General features: G+C 40.9%; 13 protein-coding genes. 7 read left to right on the forward strand and 6 right to left on the reverse strand.

Translation table 11 applies throughout. The features are described from left to right. Window positions 1-119 precede the first annotated feature (119 nt). Window positions 120-533 carry an NUDIX hydrolase gene (locus tag H5183_RS01715; protein WP_182730751.1) on the reverse strand — a complete coding sequence of 138 codons (414 nt, stop codon included), beginning with the start codon at window positions 531-533 and terminating at the stop codon, window positions 120-122. A gap of 203 nt (window positions 534-736) precedes the next feature. On the opposite strand from H5183_RS01715, the gene H5183_RS01720 reads away from it, so the two are divergent. Both H5183_RS01720 and H5183_RS01725 read left to right on the forward strand, forming a co-directional pair. Beyond that, complete coding sequence (locus H5183_RS01720) at window positions 737-2,626, forward strand: propionyl-CoA synthetase (RefSeq protein WP_182730752.1); 1,890 nt, start codon at window positions 737-739, stop codon at window positions 2,624-2,626. A 119-nt stretch (window positions 2,627-2,745) separates the two neighbouring features. Beyond that, on the forward strand, window positions 2,746-4,014 hold the full coding sequence (locus H5183_RS01725) for a mechanosensitive ion channel family protein (protein WP_182730753.1): 1,269 nt from the start codon (window positions 2,746-2,748) through the stop codon (window positions 4,012-4,014). A gap of 3 nt (window positions 4,015-4,017) precedes the next feature. On the opposite strand, the gene H5183_RS01730 is transcribed toward H5183_RS01725, so the two are convergent. Further along, window positions 4,018-4,902 (reverse strand): LysR family transcriptional regulator, encoded by an 885-nt coding sequence (locus H5183_RS01730; protein ID WP_182730754.1) that lies wholly within the window; start codon window positions 4,900-4,902, stop codon window positions 4,018-4,020. Window positions 4,903-5,012: 110 nt separating this feature from the next. Here H5183_RS01730 and H5183_RS01735 point away from each other — a divergent pair, with 110 nt between their 5' ends. Then, window positions 5,013-6,155 (forward strand): alkene reductase, encoded by a 1,143-nt coding sequence (locus H5183_RS01735; RefSeq protein ID WP_182730755.1) that lies wholly within the window; start codon window positions 5,013-5,015, stop codon window positions 6,153-6,155. An 82-nt stretch (window positions 6,156-6,237) separates the two neighbouring features. Here the strand turns inward: H5183_RS01735 and H5183_RS01740 are convergent, their stop codons facing one another. Beyond that, complete coding sequence (locus H5183_RS01740) at window positions 6,238-6,768, reverse strand: hypothetical protein (protein ID WP_145234322.1); 531 nt, start codon at window positions 6,766-6,768, stop codon at window positions 6,238-6,240. Between the two features lie 319 nt (window positions 6,769-7,087). On the opposite strand from H5183_RS01740, the gene H5183_RS01745 reads away from it, so the two are divergent. Both H5183_RS01745 and katG read left to right on the forward strand, forming a co-directional pair. Then, complete coding sequence (locus tag H5183_RS01745) at window positions 7,088-8,428, forward strand: L-cystine transporter (protein ID WP_149979997.1); 1,341 nt, start codon at window positions 7,088-7,090, stop codon at window positions 8,426-8,428. A gap of 315 nt (window positions 8,429-8,743) precedes the next feature. After that, window positions 8,744-11,011, forward strand: a complete 2,268-nt coding sequence (gene katG, locus H5183_RS01750; RefSeq protein WP_182730756.1) for a catalase/peroxidase HPI — start codon at window positions 8,744-8,746, stop codon at window positions 11,009-11,011. Window positions 11,012-11,158: 147 nt separating this feature from the next. Here katG and H5183_RS01755 read toward each other — a convergent pair whose 3' ends face one another. From H5183_RS01755 to H5183_RS01765, 3 genes are all read right to left on the reverse strand, one after another. After that, window positions 11,159-11,356 carry a CPXCG motif-containing cysteine-rich protein gene (locus H5183_RS01755; protein ID WP_145234329.1) on the reverse strand — a complete coding sequence of 66 codons (198 nt, stop codon included), beginning with the start codon at window positions 11,354-11,356 and terminating at the stop codon, window positions 11,159-11,161. A 540-nt stretch (window positions 11,357-11,896) separates the two neighbouring features. Further along, the gene (gene bla / locus H5183_RS01760) at window positions 11,897-12,631 is read right to left on the reverse strand and encodes a subclass B1 metallo-beta-lactamase (RefSeq protein ID WP_182730757.1); all 735 of its coding nucleotides are present in this window, start codon (window positions 12,629-12,631) and stop codon (window positions 11,897-11,899) included. A gap of 678 nt (window positions 12,632-13,309) precedes the next feature. Further along, on the reverse strand, window positions 13,310-14,830 hold the full coding sequence (locus tag H5183_RS01765) for an aldehyde dehydrogenase family protein (protein WP_145234333.1): 1,521 nt from the start codon (window positions 14,828-14,830) through the stop codon (window positions 13,310-13,312). 187 nt (window positions 14,831-15,017) lie between these two features. Between H5183_RS01765 and H5183_RS01770 the strand changes: the two genes are divergently transcribed. Then, window positions 15,018-15,920, forward strand: a complete 903-nt coding sequence (locus tag H5183_RS01770) for an AraC family transcriptional regulator (protein WP_182730758.1) — start codon at window positions 15,018-15,020, stop codon at window positions 15,918-15,920. Between the two features lie 306 nt (window positions 15,921-16,226). Continuing rightward, window positions 16,227-17,609, forward strand: a complete 1,383-nt coding sequence (locus tag H5183_RS01775; RefSeq protein ID WP_145234337.1) for a Na+/H+ antiporter NhaC family protein — start codon at window positions 16,227-16,229, stop codon at window positions 17,607-17,609. The last annotated feature ends 33 nt before the right edge of the window (window positions 17,610-17,642 follow it).

Raw genomic sequence — 17,642 nt, forward strand, 5'->3', positions numbered from 1 at the left:
TTTCTGAGGAAAAATGCAGCTAGGGCGCACCCCAAACGCGATCGAAAAACAGGAGTATTTCAGTATGGGGTAGAGCCAAATTTTTAAGGCTGTACTTAATATTTTTCTTAAGTACCTACCTATGAGTATTGAGTAGGTAAAACGCCTTGCGTTAAGTAATTTTTCAATGAAGTAAATAAAGGTGAAGGTAAGTTATTAATATCGCACCAACGCCACTGTAAACATTTGTTAGGCTCTTTATTCACAGGCTCGCCACCTTCATACTTTGCCCGTACATATAAAGTAATATAGTGCTTGTTCTCGGCGCTAAAAATATCGTTGGTAAAATCGAGTTTACGAATATTAGTAACAGTAAGCCCTGTCTCTTCTGCTACTTCGCGCACTGCACATTGCTCAACCGTTTCACCAAATTCTAAATGCCCCCCAGGGGTTGCCCAGGTATTTGCACCATGTGCGCCTATTCGCTCACCGAGTAAAATTTTATTATCATGCATTACTATCACTGCAACGCCTACTCTGACAACTTGACTCATTATTACCACATTAAATAGTTCATCATTTTTATATGTTACCTCATTTAAATCATCAAACTAGTCGTTAGTTCGTTATAAACCATAGCGTTAGCTAAAAACCAAACAACTCGTTCATTATTTAACCGACCATGGTCGAATATCACTCCTGATAAAAAGCGCTTAGTTTTAAATAAAGTTATATTAAATTTTGCTCAGGAGCCTTTATGTCAGGTGAATACAAACAACACTACAACGAGTTTAAACAAAACCCGGCAGCGTTTTGGTTATCGCAAAGTAAACGCCTCCCTTGGTACCAGGCTCCCGAAACAGCTTACACACAAGATGAAAACGGTTTATATCACTGGTTTGCCGACGGCCAACTTAATAGCTGCTTTTTAGCGGTAGATCAGCATGTTATTGCCGGCCATGGTGATGAAACAGCGTTAATTTATGACTCACCCGTAACCAATACCGCGCGCAGCTACAGCTACTTTGAACTGCAACAAGAAGTCGCTAAATTCGCAGGAGTAATGCAGTCTTTAGGCGTAACAAAAGGCGACCGCGTGATTATTTATATGCCCATGATCCCCGAGGCCGTAATTGGTATGTTAGCCTGCGCCCGCATCGGCGCTATTCATTCGGTCGTATTTGGCGGGTTTGCAGCGCATGAGCTTGCCGTAAGAATTGATGACGCCAAGCCTAAGTTAGTACTCAGTGCTTCTTGCGGTGTGGAAGTGAATACCGTAATTGAATACAAAGAGTTACTTGATAACGCCCTCGAATCAGCCTCTTATAAAGTAGAACATTGTATTATTTATCAGCGTGAGCAAGTAACTGCACCACTTATGCCTGAGCGTGATATTGACTGGGCTGTTGCAATGCAAACAGCTACTGGCGTTGATCCTGTTCCGGTAAGTGGCGATCACCCGCTTTATATTTTATACACGTCAGGCACAACGGGTACTCCCAAGGGGGTTGTTCGTGAAAATGGCGGCCATGCCGTGGCCATGCATTACAGCATGGAAAGCGTATACGGAATGAAACCCGGTGACGTGTTTTGGGCCGCTTCGGATATTGGTTGGGTTGTAGGCCATTCGTACATAGTGTATGCACCGCTTATGTACCGCTGCGCCACTATTTTATTTGAAGGTAAACCAGTTAGAACCCCAGATGCCAGTGCATTTTGGCGAGTGGTTGAACAGTATAAAGTAACGGCTTTATTTAGCGCACCGACAGCCTTTAGAGCGATAAAAAAAGAAGATCCCAATGCCGATGGGTTTAAACAATACGATACTTCAAGTCTGAAACGCTTGTTTTTAGCAGGCGAGCGCTTAGATCCCCCCACCTACGATTGGCTCAAAGAAAAAACAGGCCTACCTGTGCTTGATCATTGGTGGCAAACAGAAACTGGTTGGGCGATAGCCTGTAATCCTGTCGGCATTGAGCACCTACCTACAAAAGCAGGCAGTTCAACGGTTGCGACTCCTGGGTTTGACGTACGTATTTTAGATATGAATGGTGACGAATGCGCCCCCAATGAACAAGGTGCAGTCGTTATTAAACTGCCTTTACCGCCAGGATGTTTACCCACTATTTGGCAAAATACCGAACGCTTTAAAGCCGGTTATTTAAGTGAATATGAAGGCTATTATCTTTCTGGCGACGGCGGTTATATTGATGATGATGGCTACCTATTTATTATGGGCCGCACCGATGATGTGATTAATGTCGCGGGGCATCGTTTATCAACCGGTGAAATGGAAGAAATTGTAGCCGCTCATCCCGCGGTTGCTGAATGTGCCGTATTTGGTGTTAATGATGCGCTCAAGGGTCAAAACCCCATGGCCATGGTGGTATTAAAAAATGATTTTCATGGCTCGCATAAAGAAGTAGAGCAGCAATTGGTGCGAACCGTGCGTAATCAAATCGGCGCTATTGCGTGTCTTAAAAATATTATGTGTGTAGAGCGCTTACCAAAAACACGCTCAGGTAAAATTTTACGCAAAAACTTACGTCAACTTATTGATGGTGAAGAACTGCAAATTCCATCAACCATTGACGATCCGAGTATTTTTGAGGAATTAACTCTGCAACTTGCTGAAAATAAAATATAAATATTATTTCTAAAACGTCTATTTAAGCGCGGCTTAAATAGACTTTTCACACCCCATCTGCTTAACTAGATTTCATTAAATAGATAAAACTCACGCAAATAAATCTCTTGGGAATATAAATGACTGAAATACGATCGCAGCTGCGAGAATTTTTACTGCAATGGTTTAGTCTTTATTTTCCTGGGAGTGCGTATTTATGGTACGACATATTAGTACTGTGCTGGGTTGGCTTATTTGCGCTCATATTGCACCTCATCTTAAGGTCAGTTTCAAAACGACTACTTAAAGGCCGCTTTAGTGATAAAGTTGTTCAAACCGATACCCACACGCCTGCCGACTTAGCGCTTAAATTAACACGTAATATTTCCTTTGTTTTACAAGGTGCTGTGGTTGTTATACAAGCAAGGCTCTGGGTTCCAGAAGGAACGGCTTTTTTACATATCATTGAGATGTTTACTGATCAGTGGATCATTTTATTTGCACTACTTTCGCTGTTCTCTTTGCTTAATATTTTTCAAGCGATATCTGACAGGCAACCCATTGCAGCTCACTTTCCATTACGTGGTTTTTTACAAACAATTAAACTGATCGCCAGCGTATTAACCGGTATTTTAGCGATTTCATTATTAATGAATAAATCCCCGTTAATATTACTCAGTGGTTTAGGTGCGCTATCGGCTGTACTGCTACTGGTGTTTAAAGACGCTATTTTAGGGCTGGTGGCCGGTATTCAGCTTTCAGCAAACAATATGCTTGCGGTTGGTGATTGGTTAGAAATGCCCAAATACGGCGCAGATGGCGATGTGATTGATATAGCCTTAACCACAGTTAAAGTAAGAAATTGGGATAAAACCATTACCACTATTCCAACCTATGCGCTAATTTCTGACTCATTTAAAAACTGGCGCGGTATGTCAGAATCCGGTGGGCGGCGCATAAAACGGAGTATCCATATAGAAATGAGCAGTGTGCGCTTTTTAGATGAGCAAGAGATCACCGCGCTGAAAAAAGCGGATTTATTAAGTCACTACCTCGAAATTACCCTACCGGCTATTAACGAGCAAAATACCACGAAAAAAATAGATATGAGCTGTACGTTAAATGGTCGTCGACTCACTAATGTTGGCACATTTCGTCATTATTTAGTCGCGCTATTAAAACATCACCCACATATTCATCAGGGAATGACACTGATGGTAAGGCAGCTAGAGCCAACTAAAAATGGCTTACCCATTGAGATTTATGCATTTACCAATACAACTAATTGGGGTGAATATGAAAATATTCAGTCAGATATATTTGACCATATATTAGCGATATTACCCGCCTTTTCGTTACGTGCCCATGAGGCACCAACAGGGAACGATATTCGTCAACTAATTAAATAATCACTAAATCCGTTTTAATTGTGCTATTAACCACTGGTGAATATCGCTGTTATTTGAACGTGGATGCCATGCAGCAATCACCTTAAATGGCGGTGGTAATAATTCAACTTCAAGCTGTTTCACTTTGGCGTTTGGCAGTAAACGCGATGGGTAAAAAGCAATTAAGTCAGTACTGCAAAGCAAATCGGGGACAAATGAAAAGCCAGGCACTGACATAACAATATTGCGCGCATAGCCCTTATCAGCAAACCATTGGTCGTGAGAGCCTCGTAAGTTAGCACGGGACGCCGAAACCACTAATTGAGAGTGTGCCGCCACTTCAGCAAGGCTCAACGTCGATGAAGAAAACACCGTGTCTTTCCCTGCTATACAAATATGCTGTTCTTCAAATAATGTGTCATAGATTAAGTTTGCAGGGATAAATTCAGGAAAACTAATTAGTAAATCCAGTTCTCCTGCACTTATTAATTGATTAACATTATCAGAGGCAAAGTCACGAATAATCAGCTTTAATCCTGGCGCTTCGCGTCTTGTTATTTCTAATAATTGTGGCAAAAGAGCTGCTATAGCGTAATCAGTCGCACTTATTGTAAATACGCCCTTGTAGCTACTTGGGGTAAATTGTTTAGGTATTAATAACGCTTCTACCTGAGTTAATATTTGATTAATGGGCTTCTCTAGTGCAATTGCTTTAGGTGTTGCAACCATTGTATTGCCTTGGCGAATAAAAAGCCGATCGTCAAATAAGTCACGCAATTTTCGCAGCTGCTCACTAATAGCCTGCTGGGTTAAGCCCATTTTGCGCGCCACATCCGACACATTTTTTAGTTTAAGTAATGCACTCAATATTCGTAATTGTTTTATATCAAGCCGAGATATACCATTCATAATTGTATCTTAAACAAAAAAGCATTGTTTCAAATTGTACCTTTTAATCCCTATGCTCACCAGCATTGTAATTGGCGCTAAACAGCATTATTAATTTAAAAGGTATTAAAATGAGTCAACCAAGTAAAAATATCGACAGTCTATTTTCATCAATCAATTTAGGCCCACACACGCTTAAAAACCGTATTGTAATGCCGCCACTTACACGTTCACGTAGCACGGTCCCTGGCAATATCCCCAACGAGGTGATGGCCACATATTATGCACAGCGTGCTAGTGCTGGTTTTATGGTTACCGAAGGCACTCAAATTGAACCAAGAGGACAAGGGTATGCCTGGACACCGGGCATTCATTCTAATCAACAAATAACTGGTTGGAAAAAAGTAACTGATGCAGTACATGCAGAAGGTGGAATTATTTTTGCCCAGCTTTGGCATGTTGGCCGCGTTTCACACACCAGCTTACAGCCTAATGAAGCCAAACCTATTGCTCCCTCAGCTCTAACAGCTGATAGCGTTAAAGTATTTATTGAAACAGGACCGGCTCAAGGCGCTTTAGCCGATCCAAGTGAACCACAAGCTTTAACAACCGATGAAGTAAAAGAGCTTGTTGGCATGTATGCACAAGCTGCCCGTAATGCGCTAGAAGCGGGGTTTGATGGCGTAGAACTGCATTGTGCTAATGGGTATTTAGTAAATCAGTTTATTTCTGAGCACACCAATAAACGAGATGATGAATACGGCGGCTCTCTTACTAATCGCCTGCGCTTTTTAAAAGAAATTGTCACGGCAGTAAGTGACGTAGTAGGCCCTGAGCGCTTAGGGGTTAGATTTGCGCCCTTATTTAGCAGTACTGATGAAACCCGTGTTTATTTAGGGTTAGTAGAATCAAACCCGCACCATACCTACATTGAAGCGATTAAAGTACTTGAACAAGCCGGTATTGCCTACCTCTCAATTGCAGAAGCTGATTGGGACAATGCCCCTGACTTACCAGAGCTATTTTATCAAGCAGTCAGAGCTGAATTTTCTGGGCGTATTATTTACGCTGGAAAGTACACCGTTGAAAAAGCGGTGGCGATGTTAGCTAAGGGCTACGGTGATTTATTTGCTTTTGGTCGCCCTTTTATCGCAAACCCTGATTTACCAGCGCGCATAAAAAATCAATGGCCATTAAATGAAGCCGATGCAGCCACCATGTATGGCGGCACTGAGCAAGGTTACAGTGACTATCCTTGCTACAAAAATGATTGATAAAAATAACGGAGTAAGAGGCAGCTTAAGTTAAAAATAAATGACCCAAACATGCAGCCCATGTTTGGGTCATTACAGGGTATTACTGCTTTTTATCTATCACCATTTTTAGTTCATTTAATGCAGCAACCGAAAAACCCCGATCATAAAAGTAAATAATCTTACCGCTACCATCAATTAATACGATGCGGCTATTATTCGGATTTTCATTACCAGTGAACGCTTGTACTGCATCACCGTCTTTATAAATAGTGATCACCCCGCCCCACAGTTCTTTAGGAATGCCTTTTCTCATACCGCTATCAATAAAAGTACTAAACATACGCGGCACCATGCCTTGAATTGTGGGTAACTCATAAGCGGTGACGTTTATGCCACTCATATCCAAGCCAATAAGCCAGCGATCAATATCAAATTGACTATCTTGTTTATACCCAATTAACAGTAATGTCTGTGCGTTGTTAAAGTCTGTAGGGATAGTAAATTGCTGTTGCTCCAAGCTTTCACCACTGATAGTTGGAAACTGTTTACCGACTAAGTTCTGATTTGGGTATTGACTCGAACACCCACTTAAAAAAATAAAAAACATTAAACCAACAACTGATCGCAACATCTCTGTTCTCACTATTAATTAATAATTAGGAAAAATTCTTTTGAATACAACTTTTTGATACGAATAAACACATTATTAAGATCTAAATAACGACCAAAGAAGTCCATTCATACTGTTTTTATCATTGCTTAATTTAGCATTCATTATTAGCACCTTTAAATAGAAGCTCAACGGTTATATTTGTGTGCAATAGTATTTTTTATACTCAAATATTATTAGCACATATCAATTTGTTCTATAGCATATCAAAAGTGTATTTTCGTAACCCGATACAAAACGCTAAAGTGCCGCGCTTATTCGCAGCTTTAAAGAGGATGCTATGTCGCTTGCTGTTTTATTAATGCTGGCATTATTTGTCGGTTTGCTGTTTGCGATTTATCTTTTTTCGCAAAAAAGTAAAACCTTATCTCGCACTGTTTTATTTGGCTTAGTTGTTGGTAGTGCTTTTGGTTTAGCCTTACAATTTTTATTTTCCCACTCCCCGGAGTCTATTAATGACGTTTTAAGTTGGGTAAGTGTTGTTGGTAAAGGCTATGTTGGGCTATTAAAAATGATCATCATGCCATTGGTATTGGTGTTTATGATTGCCGCCGTGGTGAAACTAGAAAACCAAGGCTCTTTGGGCAAAATATCGTTCATTAGTATTGCTGTTTTACTCTTTACTACGGCAATTGCAGCCTTAATTGGTATTGCCGTAACCTATGGCTTTAATTTAAGTATTGAAGGCTTAGTTTCGGGAACCCGTGAGGCAGCAAAAATGAGCACGCTAGAGGGTAAAGCAGCTAATGTAGCTGATTTAAGTGTGCCACAAATGCTATTGAGCTTTATTCCAGAAAATCCATTTGCTGATTTAAGTAACCAACGCTCAACCTCTATAATTGCCGTCGTTATTTTTGGTGTCCTTGTAGGGATTGCCGCACGCAAGGTGATGCTTGAACGTAGCGAACTAGCAGATCCAATTCGCAACGGTGTTAACGCCTTACAAGCCATAGTAATGAACTTAGTAAGAATGGTGATAGCGCTAACGCCTTATGGCGTCGCAGGGTTAATGGCAAGCGTTGTGGCAAACTCAAGTAGCAATGATATTGTTAATTTACTGGCGTTTATTGTGGCTTCCTATGTCGCTATATTATTAATGTTTATTGCTCATGGTTTATTACTTAGCCTAGTTGGTGTGAACCCTAAGAGTTACTTTGAAAAAATTTGGCCAGTACTGACCTTTGCATTTAGCTCGCGTAGTTCAGCAGCCTCTATTCCTATGAATGTGGATGTACAAATTAACCAGCTAAAAGTGCCGCCTGCTATAGCTAACTTATCGGCTTCTTTTGGCGCCACTATTGGCCAAAATGGCTGTGCCGGTATTTACCCAGCCATGCTGGCAATGATGGTAGCACCCAGCGTAGGAATTGATCCGCTGACATTCGAATTTATTTTACCGTTAATTGGCATTGTTGTTATAAGCTCTTTTGGTATTGCCGGAGTAGGTGGTGGCGCAACGTTTGCTGCATTGGTTGTATTACCGACCATGGGCTTACCAGTTGAGATAGTCGCGTTACTGATCTCAATTGAGCCATTAATAGACATGGCACGCACCGCATTAAACGTATCAGGGTCAATGACCTCAGGTGTTATAACGAGTAAATTAATTAAAGTGCACTAGATTTTTTGTAGTCGCCCAGCTTTGGCTGGGCTTTTTTATCTGTATTACTCTCTCCGCCTTAAGTAAAAACAATCCATTTATCTAATCACTACAACAAAATCAATCACATTTATAGATTGTAGTAATCGCTTTATTTCGCACACACATTTCAGCCCGATGCTATATTCTTTTCATTGCTTTGTTATTCAGGCTTGATTAAGCCTCACTTGAGCAAACAAATTTACAACTCAATAATTTTTAAAGCGATTGAGATCTCTGTTTAAAGTAGTAATACGCTTTGTATAACGAAATTCGTTAACTTTAAGGAAGCTGACAATGAAAAACCGTTCATTCAATAAAAAAGCGCTTGTTGGATTTATAAGTATGGCACTTATATCTGGCACCGCTGTTAGCCAAGAAAAACCACAAATGTCAAAGCCACAAGGTGCTGTTGGCATGGGTGAAGCTAAAATGGGCGCAACCAGAACAAACCAGTTTTGGTGGCCAGATCAACTTAACCTTTCACCTCTGCGTGATCATGATGAACGCTCAAACCCTTACGGTGCCGACTTTAATTATGCCAAGGCATTTAATAGCCTAGATTTAGACACAGTAAAAAGTGATATTGATGCCCTACTAACACAATCTCAAGATTGGTGGCCGGCGGATTTTGGTAACTATGGGCCATTTTTTATCCGTATGACATGGCACAGCGCAGGCACTTACCGTACGCTTGATGGCCGCGGTGGTGCTGGTGGCGGTCAACAACGTTTTGAACCACTCAACAGCTGGCCAGACAACGTAAGCCTAGATAAAGCGCGTCGCCTACTTTGGCCTATTAAACAAAAATACGGAGAAGCACTTTCATGGTCAGACTTAATCGTATTAGCCGGTAACGTTGCTCTAGAAAACATGGGATTTGAAACCTATGGTTTTGCCGGCGGCCGAACTGACGACTGGGAACCAGACATGGTTTACTGGGGTCCAGAAGTAGAAATGCTTGCCAGCGACCGTGAAGATGCCAGCGGCAAATTAGAACGCCCATTGGGTGCAACTCACATGGGTTTAATTTACGTAAATCCTGAAGGCCCTAAAGGGGTTCCTGATCCAATCGGTTCAGCTAAAAATATTCGTGTGGCGTTTTCTCGCATGGCCATGAACGACGAGGAAACTCTTGCACTTATCGCAGGTGGCCACACCTTTGGTAAAATGCATGGTGCGCACAAACCTAAAGATTGTGTGAGTGCAGAGCCCGCAGCAGCAGGCATTGAAGAACAAGGGTTAGGCTGGAAAAACAAATGTGGTAAAGGCCACTCTGAAGATACCGTATCAAGTGGTTTAGAAGGCGCATGGACACAAGCTCCTACTCGCTGGTCATCACTGTACCTTAGCAATCTACTTAACTTTGAGTGGAAACAAACTCGCAGCCCTGCAGGTGCCATTCAGTGGATCCCAACGGATGAATCGTTACATAACGTTGTACCTGACGCTCATATTAAAGGTAAGTTTAACGCACCAGTAATGACCACGGCCGACTTAGCGTTAAAATTTGATCCTGAATACCGCAAAATTGCTGAACGCTTTTTAAACGACCCTAAAGAGTATCAACTGGCATTTGCTAAAGCATGGTACAAATTGACTCACCGAGATATGGGGCCACCACGTAACTTCTTAGGTAAAGAAGTTCCTAAAGAAGACTTAATTTGGCAAGATCCTATTTCAGCAGAGACTCAATCAAACATTGATGCTGGCGCAGTAAAAGAGCTTAAAGCCAGCATTTTAGATTCAGGTCTTAGCGTATCAGAGCTAGTACGTGTTGCATGGGCATCTGCTGCAAGCTACCGTCATTCCGATATGCGCGGTGGTGCCAACGGTGCACGCATTGCGCTTGCTCCACAAAAGGATTGGGCGGTAAATAATCCGGCCGAAACTGCAAAAGTACTTAAAGTATTAAAAGCGATTCAAGCCGACTTTAATGATAGTTTCTTTAGTAAAAGCCAAGTATCACTGGCCGACCTGATTGTGTTAGCTGGTAATGCAGCGATTGAAAAAGCAGCGAAAGATGCAGGCTACACAGTAGACGTACCTTTTAATGCTGGCCGTGGCGATGCTACGCAAGCTCAAACTGACGTTAATGCATTTAGTTTATTAGAGCTGCCTGCCGATGGCTTTAGAAACTACTTTGATGCTGAACAAAGCTACAAATCGCCAACTGAAATGCTAATAGATAAAGCAGATCAACTTGATCTAACAGTGCCTGAAATGACGGTATTAGTAGGCGGATTACGTTCGCTTGATGCAAACTATAAAGGCACTGACTACGGCGTATTTACTGACAAGCCAGGCACTCTAAATAACGATTTCTTTGTTAATTTATTGGATATGTCTACGGTTTGGAAAAAGTCATCCGATGCGGGGATTTATCAAGGCTTTGATCGTCAATCAGGTGAGCAAAAGTACACAGCCACTTCAGTTGACCTTATCTTTGGTTCAAATTCAGAGCTGCGTGCAGTTGCAGAAGTATATGCCTTTGATACATCAAAGCAAAAGTTTGTAGAAGACTTTGTTGCGGCATGGACTAAAGTAATGAACTTAGACCCTTAATAACCATTAAGTAATGCAACCATAGCGCTGCAATTAATTGCAGCGCTTTTTATGTTGGTTAGTCATACTCTTTTATATATTACTGCATTGCTCTGCAGCTAAACATACTGCCCAAACCTTGCTGAGTGTAAGTGCCTATAAAGATAGTCAATAAGCTTCGTCATCACTAAAAACCGTCACTGAAAGCTCTTCATCTATATTTTCAAAAACCAAAAAATTAATAGGCTTACAACAGACTTGGCAGTCCTCAATATATTGTTGATCAACATCTGCCGGATCGAGCAGCACGTCAATATTCTCACCACAATAAGGACATGCTATCGTTTTTTCAGTTAATTGATTCATTGCTATAACCTCACATATTACTTGCTATATCCATTATCATTAGACATATAGTATCAAGGTGCATTTCTTTGTGCAGGCTCTTTGTTGAATTTCTTTGCTGGAGCAATCAGCATACTATATTCACTGCTAGCTGCCCCATCACCTCACCTGATTAAAGGTTTGGTAACAATAATCCAACCAAAGTGCTTAGCCTACCTTAGGTAATAAAATGATTGCTCATTTTATAAAGCTCCTAAGCAACGTTTAAATCTCCAGCAACCTGATGATCTTCATTTACAGCAATTTTCGATAATTTGATAATCTTTAACTTCTACTTTTTTGCTAAATTATTTAGTAGTTTTATAAGTTGATAGTTCTAAACGTGGTTTAGTATTTTTTAGATGACAGTAAGTGGTTGGTTTTGGTGGCTTTTAAAAAGTTAATCAATGAGTTCAGGAGGCGTAAGATTAGTTCCTATAAAGGATAATCCTACGTTCTCCCCACATAAAAGGCGCTCTATCAGAGCTTGACGAGATCTTTTATGTGATTATTAGTGTATATTTATTGCGCAGACTCACTTAAAAGCATTAATGTGTTTGAAATTAATGAAAAATCACCTAGCTCACCATGACCTGGGACTACTATCTGTGCAGAGTTATACTCCTGGCTAATATGTTTCATTCCCTGAAGCCATGAACCAATATCACTATGTGCTGTATTGCCTAAAGAGGTTGCTCCTTTAGCGCGAACGGCACAACCACCAAACAGAATTTTTTCTTGTGGTAACCAAATCATCAAGTTGTCCATTGCATGACCTGGACCTGGGTAAATAACATCAATTTTTCCTAAACTAACCATGCTTCCAGGTGAAATAATTGCTTCTAAAGATTGATCTGGTACTGGCAAGCCATACTCAGTAGCAAATTTTTGCGTTAGAGGATGCGAATAAACTGGAATTCCTTTTGATTTTAAAGCATCCGTACCCGCAATCCGATCACCATGAGCATGAGTTACTATTGATGTTTTAATCGGTAGTTTAATCTTCGTTCTAATTTGCTCCATGAGTTCTAACGTAGCAAGCTCTCCCCAAGCAGTATCCACTAAAACAACGCCTTCCCCATCTTGAACTATTAATCCACTTGAAGGAAATTTTACTCCATTTGGGTATGTATAATATGAGGTATGAACCCACACTCCTGAAGCGATCTTTTTTATTTCAACATCAGCACTTGCAAACGCCGACATTGAGATCGTAGAAAATAAAATTATTAAAGTTAGATGTATGATTCTTCTCATACTTTTCCTCAGCTGTTCAAAAAATAGTAAAATAATCGCACATAGTACTGCCGATAACATACTTACACTCAAAGTGTTTTAACAAACAACTTAATTCATTGCTATATTAGACTCATTAAATTTAAGGGGTTGGGTAAAACGAAAAAGCAACAGGCATAAATATCTTTGCCTAAGACAGTGCATATCTAGCCTCACAAAACTTAGGACATTAAAAGATGTTTGCATAAATATATTCAAATTCATCATCTTTTTCATAAAATACGACATCCCAAAGGGATCCTTTTGCTCCGCCTCGCTTTTTGCAAACTCAATATTTTTGCGCATATAAGAGCTCAAAATATCTAAATGACTTCAAGGAATTTGGATTTAATTTTTAGCAGCTTAGATTGCACTCCAGCCTCTATAAAAACCTAACGAGCCTGAAGAATAATTCGTTTTTAATTTATTTTTTATTGATGTACTAACCACAGTCGAATTCCTATTTTGATTCAATCGGTTACTTCTATTTCACGAAAAATATAAAAAGAGGACTTGGTGTTGTTTTAATTGGCATTTTGGAAGGTATTACAGGTGTTTGAGGATATAAAGCGCAGTGCTTTAGAAAAGTAAAAAAGCGCTGCAACAATACAGCGCTTTCATTACTCATAAAAATTATTTGTTTAAGCTTAACCGCTTTATTTAAAAGAAGCCGAGCGGATCTTCGCTGTAGCTTACTAATAAATTTTTAGTTTGTTGGTAATGGTCAAGCGCAAGCTTGTGGGTTTCGCGGCCGATGCCTGATTTTTTATAACCACCAAACGCAGCGTGTGCAGGATACATATGGTAACAGTTGGTCCATACACGGCCTGCTTCTATTTTGCGGCCAAAGTGATAAGCACGGTTCATGTTGCGGCTCCATACCCCTGCGCCTAGACCAAATTCAGAGCTATTAGCCAGTTCGAGTGCTTCGGCTTCGTCTTTAAAGGTCGACATTGAAATCACCGGGCCAAAAATTTCTTCTTGGAATACCCGCATATCGTTAGTGCCTTTTAACAGCGTTGGCTGAATGTAATAACCGCCATTTAGCTCATCTGTTAGTTGCTCTACATTGCCGCCAGTAAGTACTTGTGCGCCTTCTTTTTTGCCAATTTCAATATAGCTGAGAATCTTATCAAACTGTGCTTTAGACGCTTGTGCGCCTACCATGGTTTCACTATCAAGCGGGTTACCGCGTTTAATTTTTAATGTGCGCTCTAAAATACGCTCAATAAACTGCTCGTAAATATCTTCTTGAATAAATAGTCGCGATGGGCAAGTACACACTTCACCTTGGTTAAAGTACGCAAGTACTGCGCCTTCAATGGCTTTACTTAGGAAGGAATCGTCTTTTTCCATTACATCGTTAAAGAAAATATTCGGTGATTTACCACCGAGCTCAACCGTTGATGGAATAATGTTATCAGCGGCACATTTTAAAATGTGTGAGCCAACAGGAGTTGAGCCGGTAAAAGCAATTTTAGCTATACGCGTGCTGGTTGCCAGCGCTTCGCCCGCTTCTTTACCGTAGCCATTTACTACATTAAGCACGCCTGCAGGCAATAAATCACCAATAATTTCCATCAACACTAAAATAGATACTGGTGTTTGTTCAGCCGGTTTGAGTATCACACAGTTACCTGCGGCAAGCGCTGGTGCGAGTTTCCATGCGGCCATTAGAATTGGGAAGTTCCACGGAATGATTTGTCCAACAACGCCCAGTGGCTCATGAAAATGATACGCGACTGTGGTTTCGTCTATCTCGCCAATACTGCCCTCTTGGGCGCGAATACAACCGGCAAAATAACGAAAATGATCTGCCGCCAGTGGGATATCTGCCGCCAATGTTTCGCGAATGGCTTTACCGTTATCCCACGTTTCGGCAACTGCAAGAAGCTCAAGGTTTTGCTCTATCCGATCAGCTATTTTTAATAATATATTACTACGAGCCGTTACTGAAGTTGTACCCCAAGCAGCTTTTGCAGCGTGGGCTTTATCAAGGGCAAGTTCAATATCCGCTTTATCAGAGCGTGGTACTTTACAAAATACTTTACCATTAACGGGGCTAATATTATCAAAGTACTGACCATTTACAGGCTCGACCCACTGTCCGCCAATGTAATTACCGTACTGGGATTTAAAGTTAATAAGTGCGCCGTCGCTGCCAGGATTTGCATAGATCATTGTGTGTCCTTTATTCAAAATGTTGCTTTTTAAATTTAATCAAATTGACTAAGTTTGACGGGAGATTGTTGTTTATTTATCCGTCACCTGTTGACATTAGCTTATAAGAAGCATAAAAACTTGATTAGCTGTCCAAAAAACATGTCTGTGCGTCCAAACTCTGTTGGTCGTGTTTAAAGGAAATAAAATGAATACCACGTTATTGACTGATAAACTGACTAAAAAGCGCCAAGCGGTTGATGTACTGATCGAAAATAAAATTACTTTTGCCTCAGACAACGCCGAGCTGAGCATTTACGACACCTACCAAGACGCACAAAAAGTAGCACTGCATTCCAGCGAACTGCTGTTTTGCGGCATGATCAGCGGTAAAAAAGTGATGCACGTTGCTGACAGTAACTACCATGAAGAGTTTTTACCCCAGCAATCATTTGTATTAGCACCCGAACAAGGGGTTTTAATCGACTTCCCAGAAGCATCAATGAAGCAACCTACCACCTGTTTGGCTATCGAAATTAGCCGCGATAAAATCAGCCAAGTAGCTGACGCGCTAAATATGCAGCAGCAAATAAGCAGCGATGATTTTTTTCATTACATTCCAAAGCTGGTGCATACCCAACACAATCAACAAACCCAACAATTACTTGAACGGATGATTGGGTTATTTAGCGAAAACGAGCAAGATCGTCATTATCTAATTGATCTATCAGTAAATGAGTTAATCACTCGATTATTACAACAACAAAGCCGCGATTTAATGCTCGCCAATTGCCAACAAACTATTGCATGCCCATTAACCGATGCCCTGCATTTTATTAAAGAACATCTTAATCAAACTTTAGATATCGATACTTTATGTAAAATAGCCTGCATGAGCCGTAGTAAATTTTACCAGCAATTCAAGCTCGCCTTTGGGCAAAGTCCGGCCATGTGGCAACAACAGCTAAGATTAAAGAAATCTCGCCAACTTCTACAATCAGGACAACAAATAAGTCAAGTTTGCTACGATCTTGGCTTTACCAACCCCAGTCACTTTAGCCGTTTGTTTAAGCAAAAATTTGGTGTTTCACCTAAACAATGCAAGCATTAATATTCATCTATTAAGAATTTTTAACTAAATTAAAAGTTTTTATTGACTCGAACGCAATTGCAGATTATTTTCCCGCTGATGTTTTTATCGGCATAACAATAGCGGCATGCATCCCCTGCACCGTCTGGCGCCAAGCCAACGCATTTTACTGTGTCGCAATTGTGCTAAACCCACCGCGAAACCTAACAGTGACTTCTGCGTGCAAAAGCAGTGACTTGGAATATCAGCCGTTGGGCTAACATTCTTTGTTTTTGTTAAGCAGTTTGAGCCAATTACTCAAATGCTTTTTATTTTGTGAATACTTAAATGCTCGAACCTTCTGCGTTAAGTCTTGTGCCGCCAGTTGTAGTGGTGGTTTTGGCGATCGTGCTACGTCGTCCTATTTTATCTTTGCTGATCGGTGCCCTTGTTGGCCTTGCTATGCTAAATCCTGTTGAAATGCTTAGCAACTTTGCTGCGGCATCATTAAAAGTAATGGTAGATGAAACAATCGGCTGGCTTATTTTAGTGTGTGGTGGCTTTGGTGCGTTAATCGCATTACTAGTGCGAACCGGTGGTGCAGCAGCATTTGGTAGTTTTGCGCTGCGTTTTTGTAAAGGCCCACGCTCATCTTTACTCATGACCTTTTTACTTGGTATCGTTATTTTTATTGATGACTACCTCAATGCGCTTACCGTGGGTGAAACCATGAAACGCATTACCGATAAATTCAAAATTAGCCGTGAGATGCTTGCTTACGTAGTTGACTCTACCGCAGCGCCAATTTGCGTATTAGTACCACTGTCTACATGGGCAGTATTTTTTGGTGGCTTATTGGTTGATAACAACATCGCCGTCGAAGGCCAAGGTATTGCCGTGTATATTCAAGCAATCCCCTATATGCTGTATGCATGGTTTGCCGTGTTACTTGTGCCATTAGTGGTACTTGGTGTTATCCCTTTATTTGGGCCGATGAAAAAAGCCCAATTACAGGCAATGCAAGAACAACCGCAAGTAGATCCTGCACAGTACAACGAAGTGCAAACTGCCGATGAATACGCAGTAAAAGCCGTTGAAGAAAGCTTTGAAAGCGCAGACAGCCACGGCAAACTGTACAACTTTTTACTGCCTATTTTATTGCTCGTTGCGTTCACTGTGTATTTTGACATTGATGTATACAAAGGGTTATTAGCGACATTCGCCGTGACGCTTCCATTTTATATGCTGCAAAAGCTAATGCCATTTGCCGAAATGATTGAAAAAATGCTCGATGGTTTTAAAAGCATGTTGCCAGCAATAGGAACTGTGATCGCCGCATTTATTTTTAAAGATGTGTGCGACCAACTACTATTACCACAGTTTGTAATTGATTCCTTAAGCCCATTCATGACCGCAGGCTATTTACCTGCAGTGGTGTTTTTAGCAATGGCAATTTTGGCGTTTGCTACAGGCTCAAGCTGGGGTATTTTTGCGGTAACAATTCCTATTGTGATGCCTCTGGCAGTCGCGGTTGATGCAAATATACCGCTGGTGATTGGTGCGCTGTTATCTGCCTCATCATTTGGTAGCCAAGCATGTTTTTACTCAGATTCAACTGTCCTTGCAGCCCAAGGTTCAGGCTGTAACTTAATGAGTCACGCAATTACTCAATTGCCCTATACACTCATCGCAGCTGCCTGTGCATTTGTCGGGTTTTTAGTGATTGCTTAAGGTGCATAAATCTAAAAAAAATCGATTACAGTT

Source organism: Pseudoalteromonas sp. SR44-8, from assembly GCF_014163635.1.
GTDB lineage: Bacteria > Pseudomonadota > Gammaproteobacteria > Enterobacterales > Alteromonadaceae > Pseudoalteromonas > Pseudoalteromonas rhizosphaerae.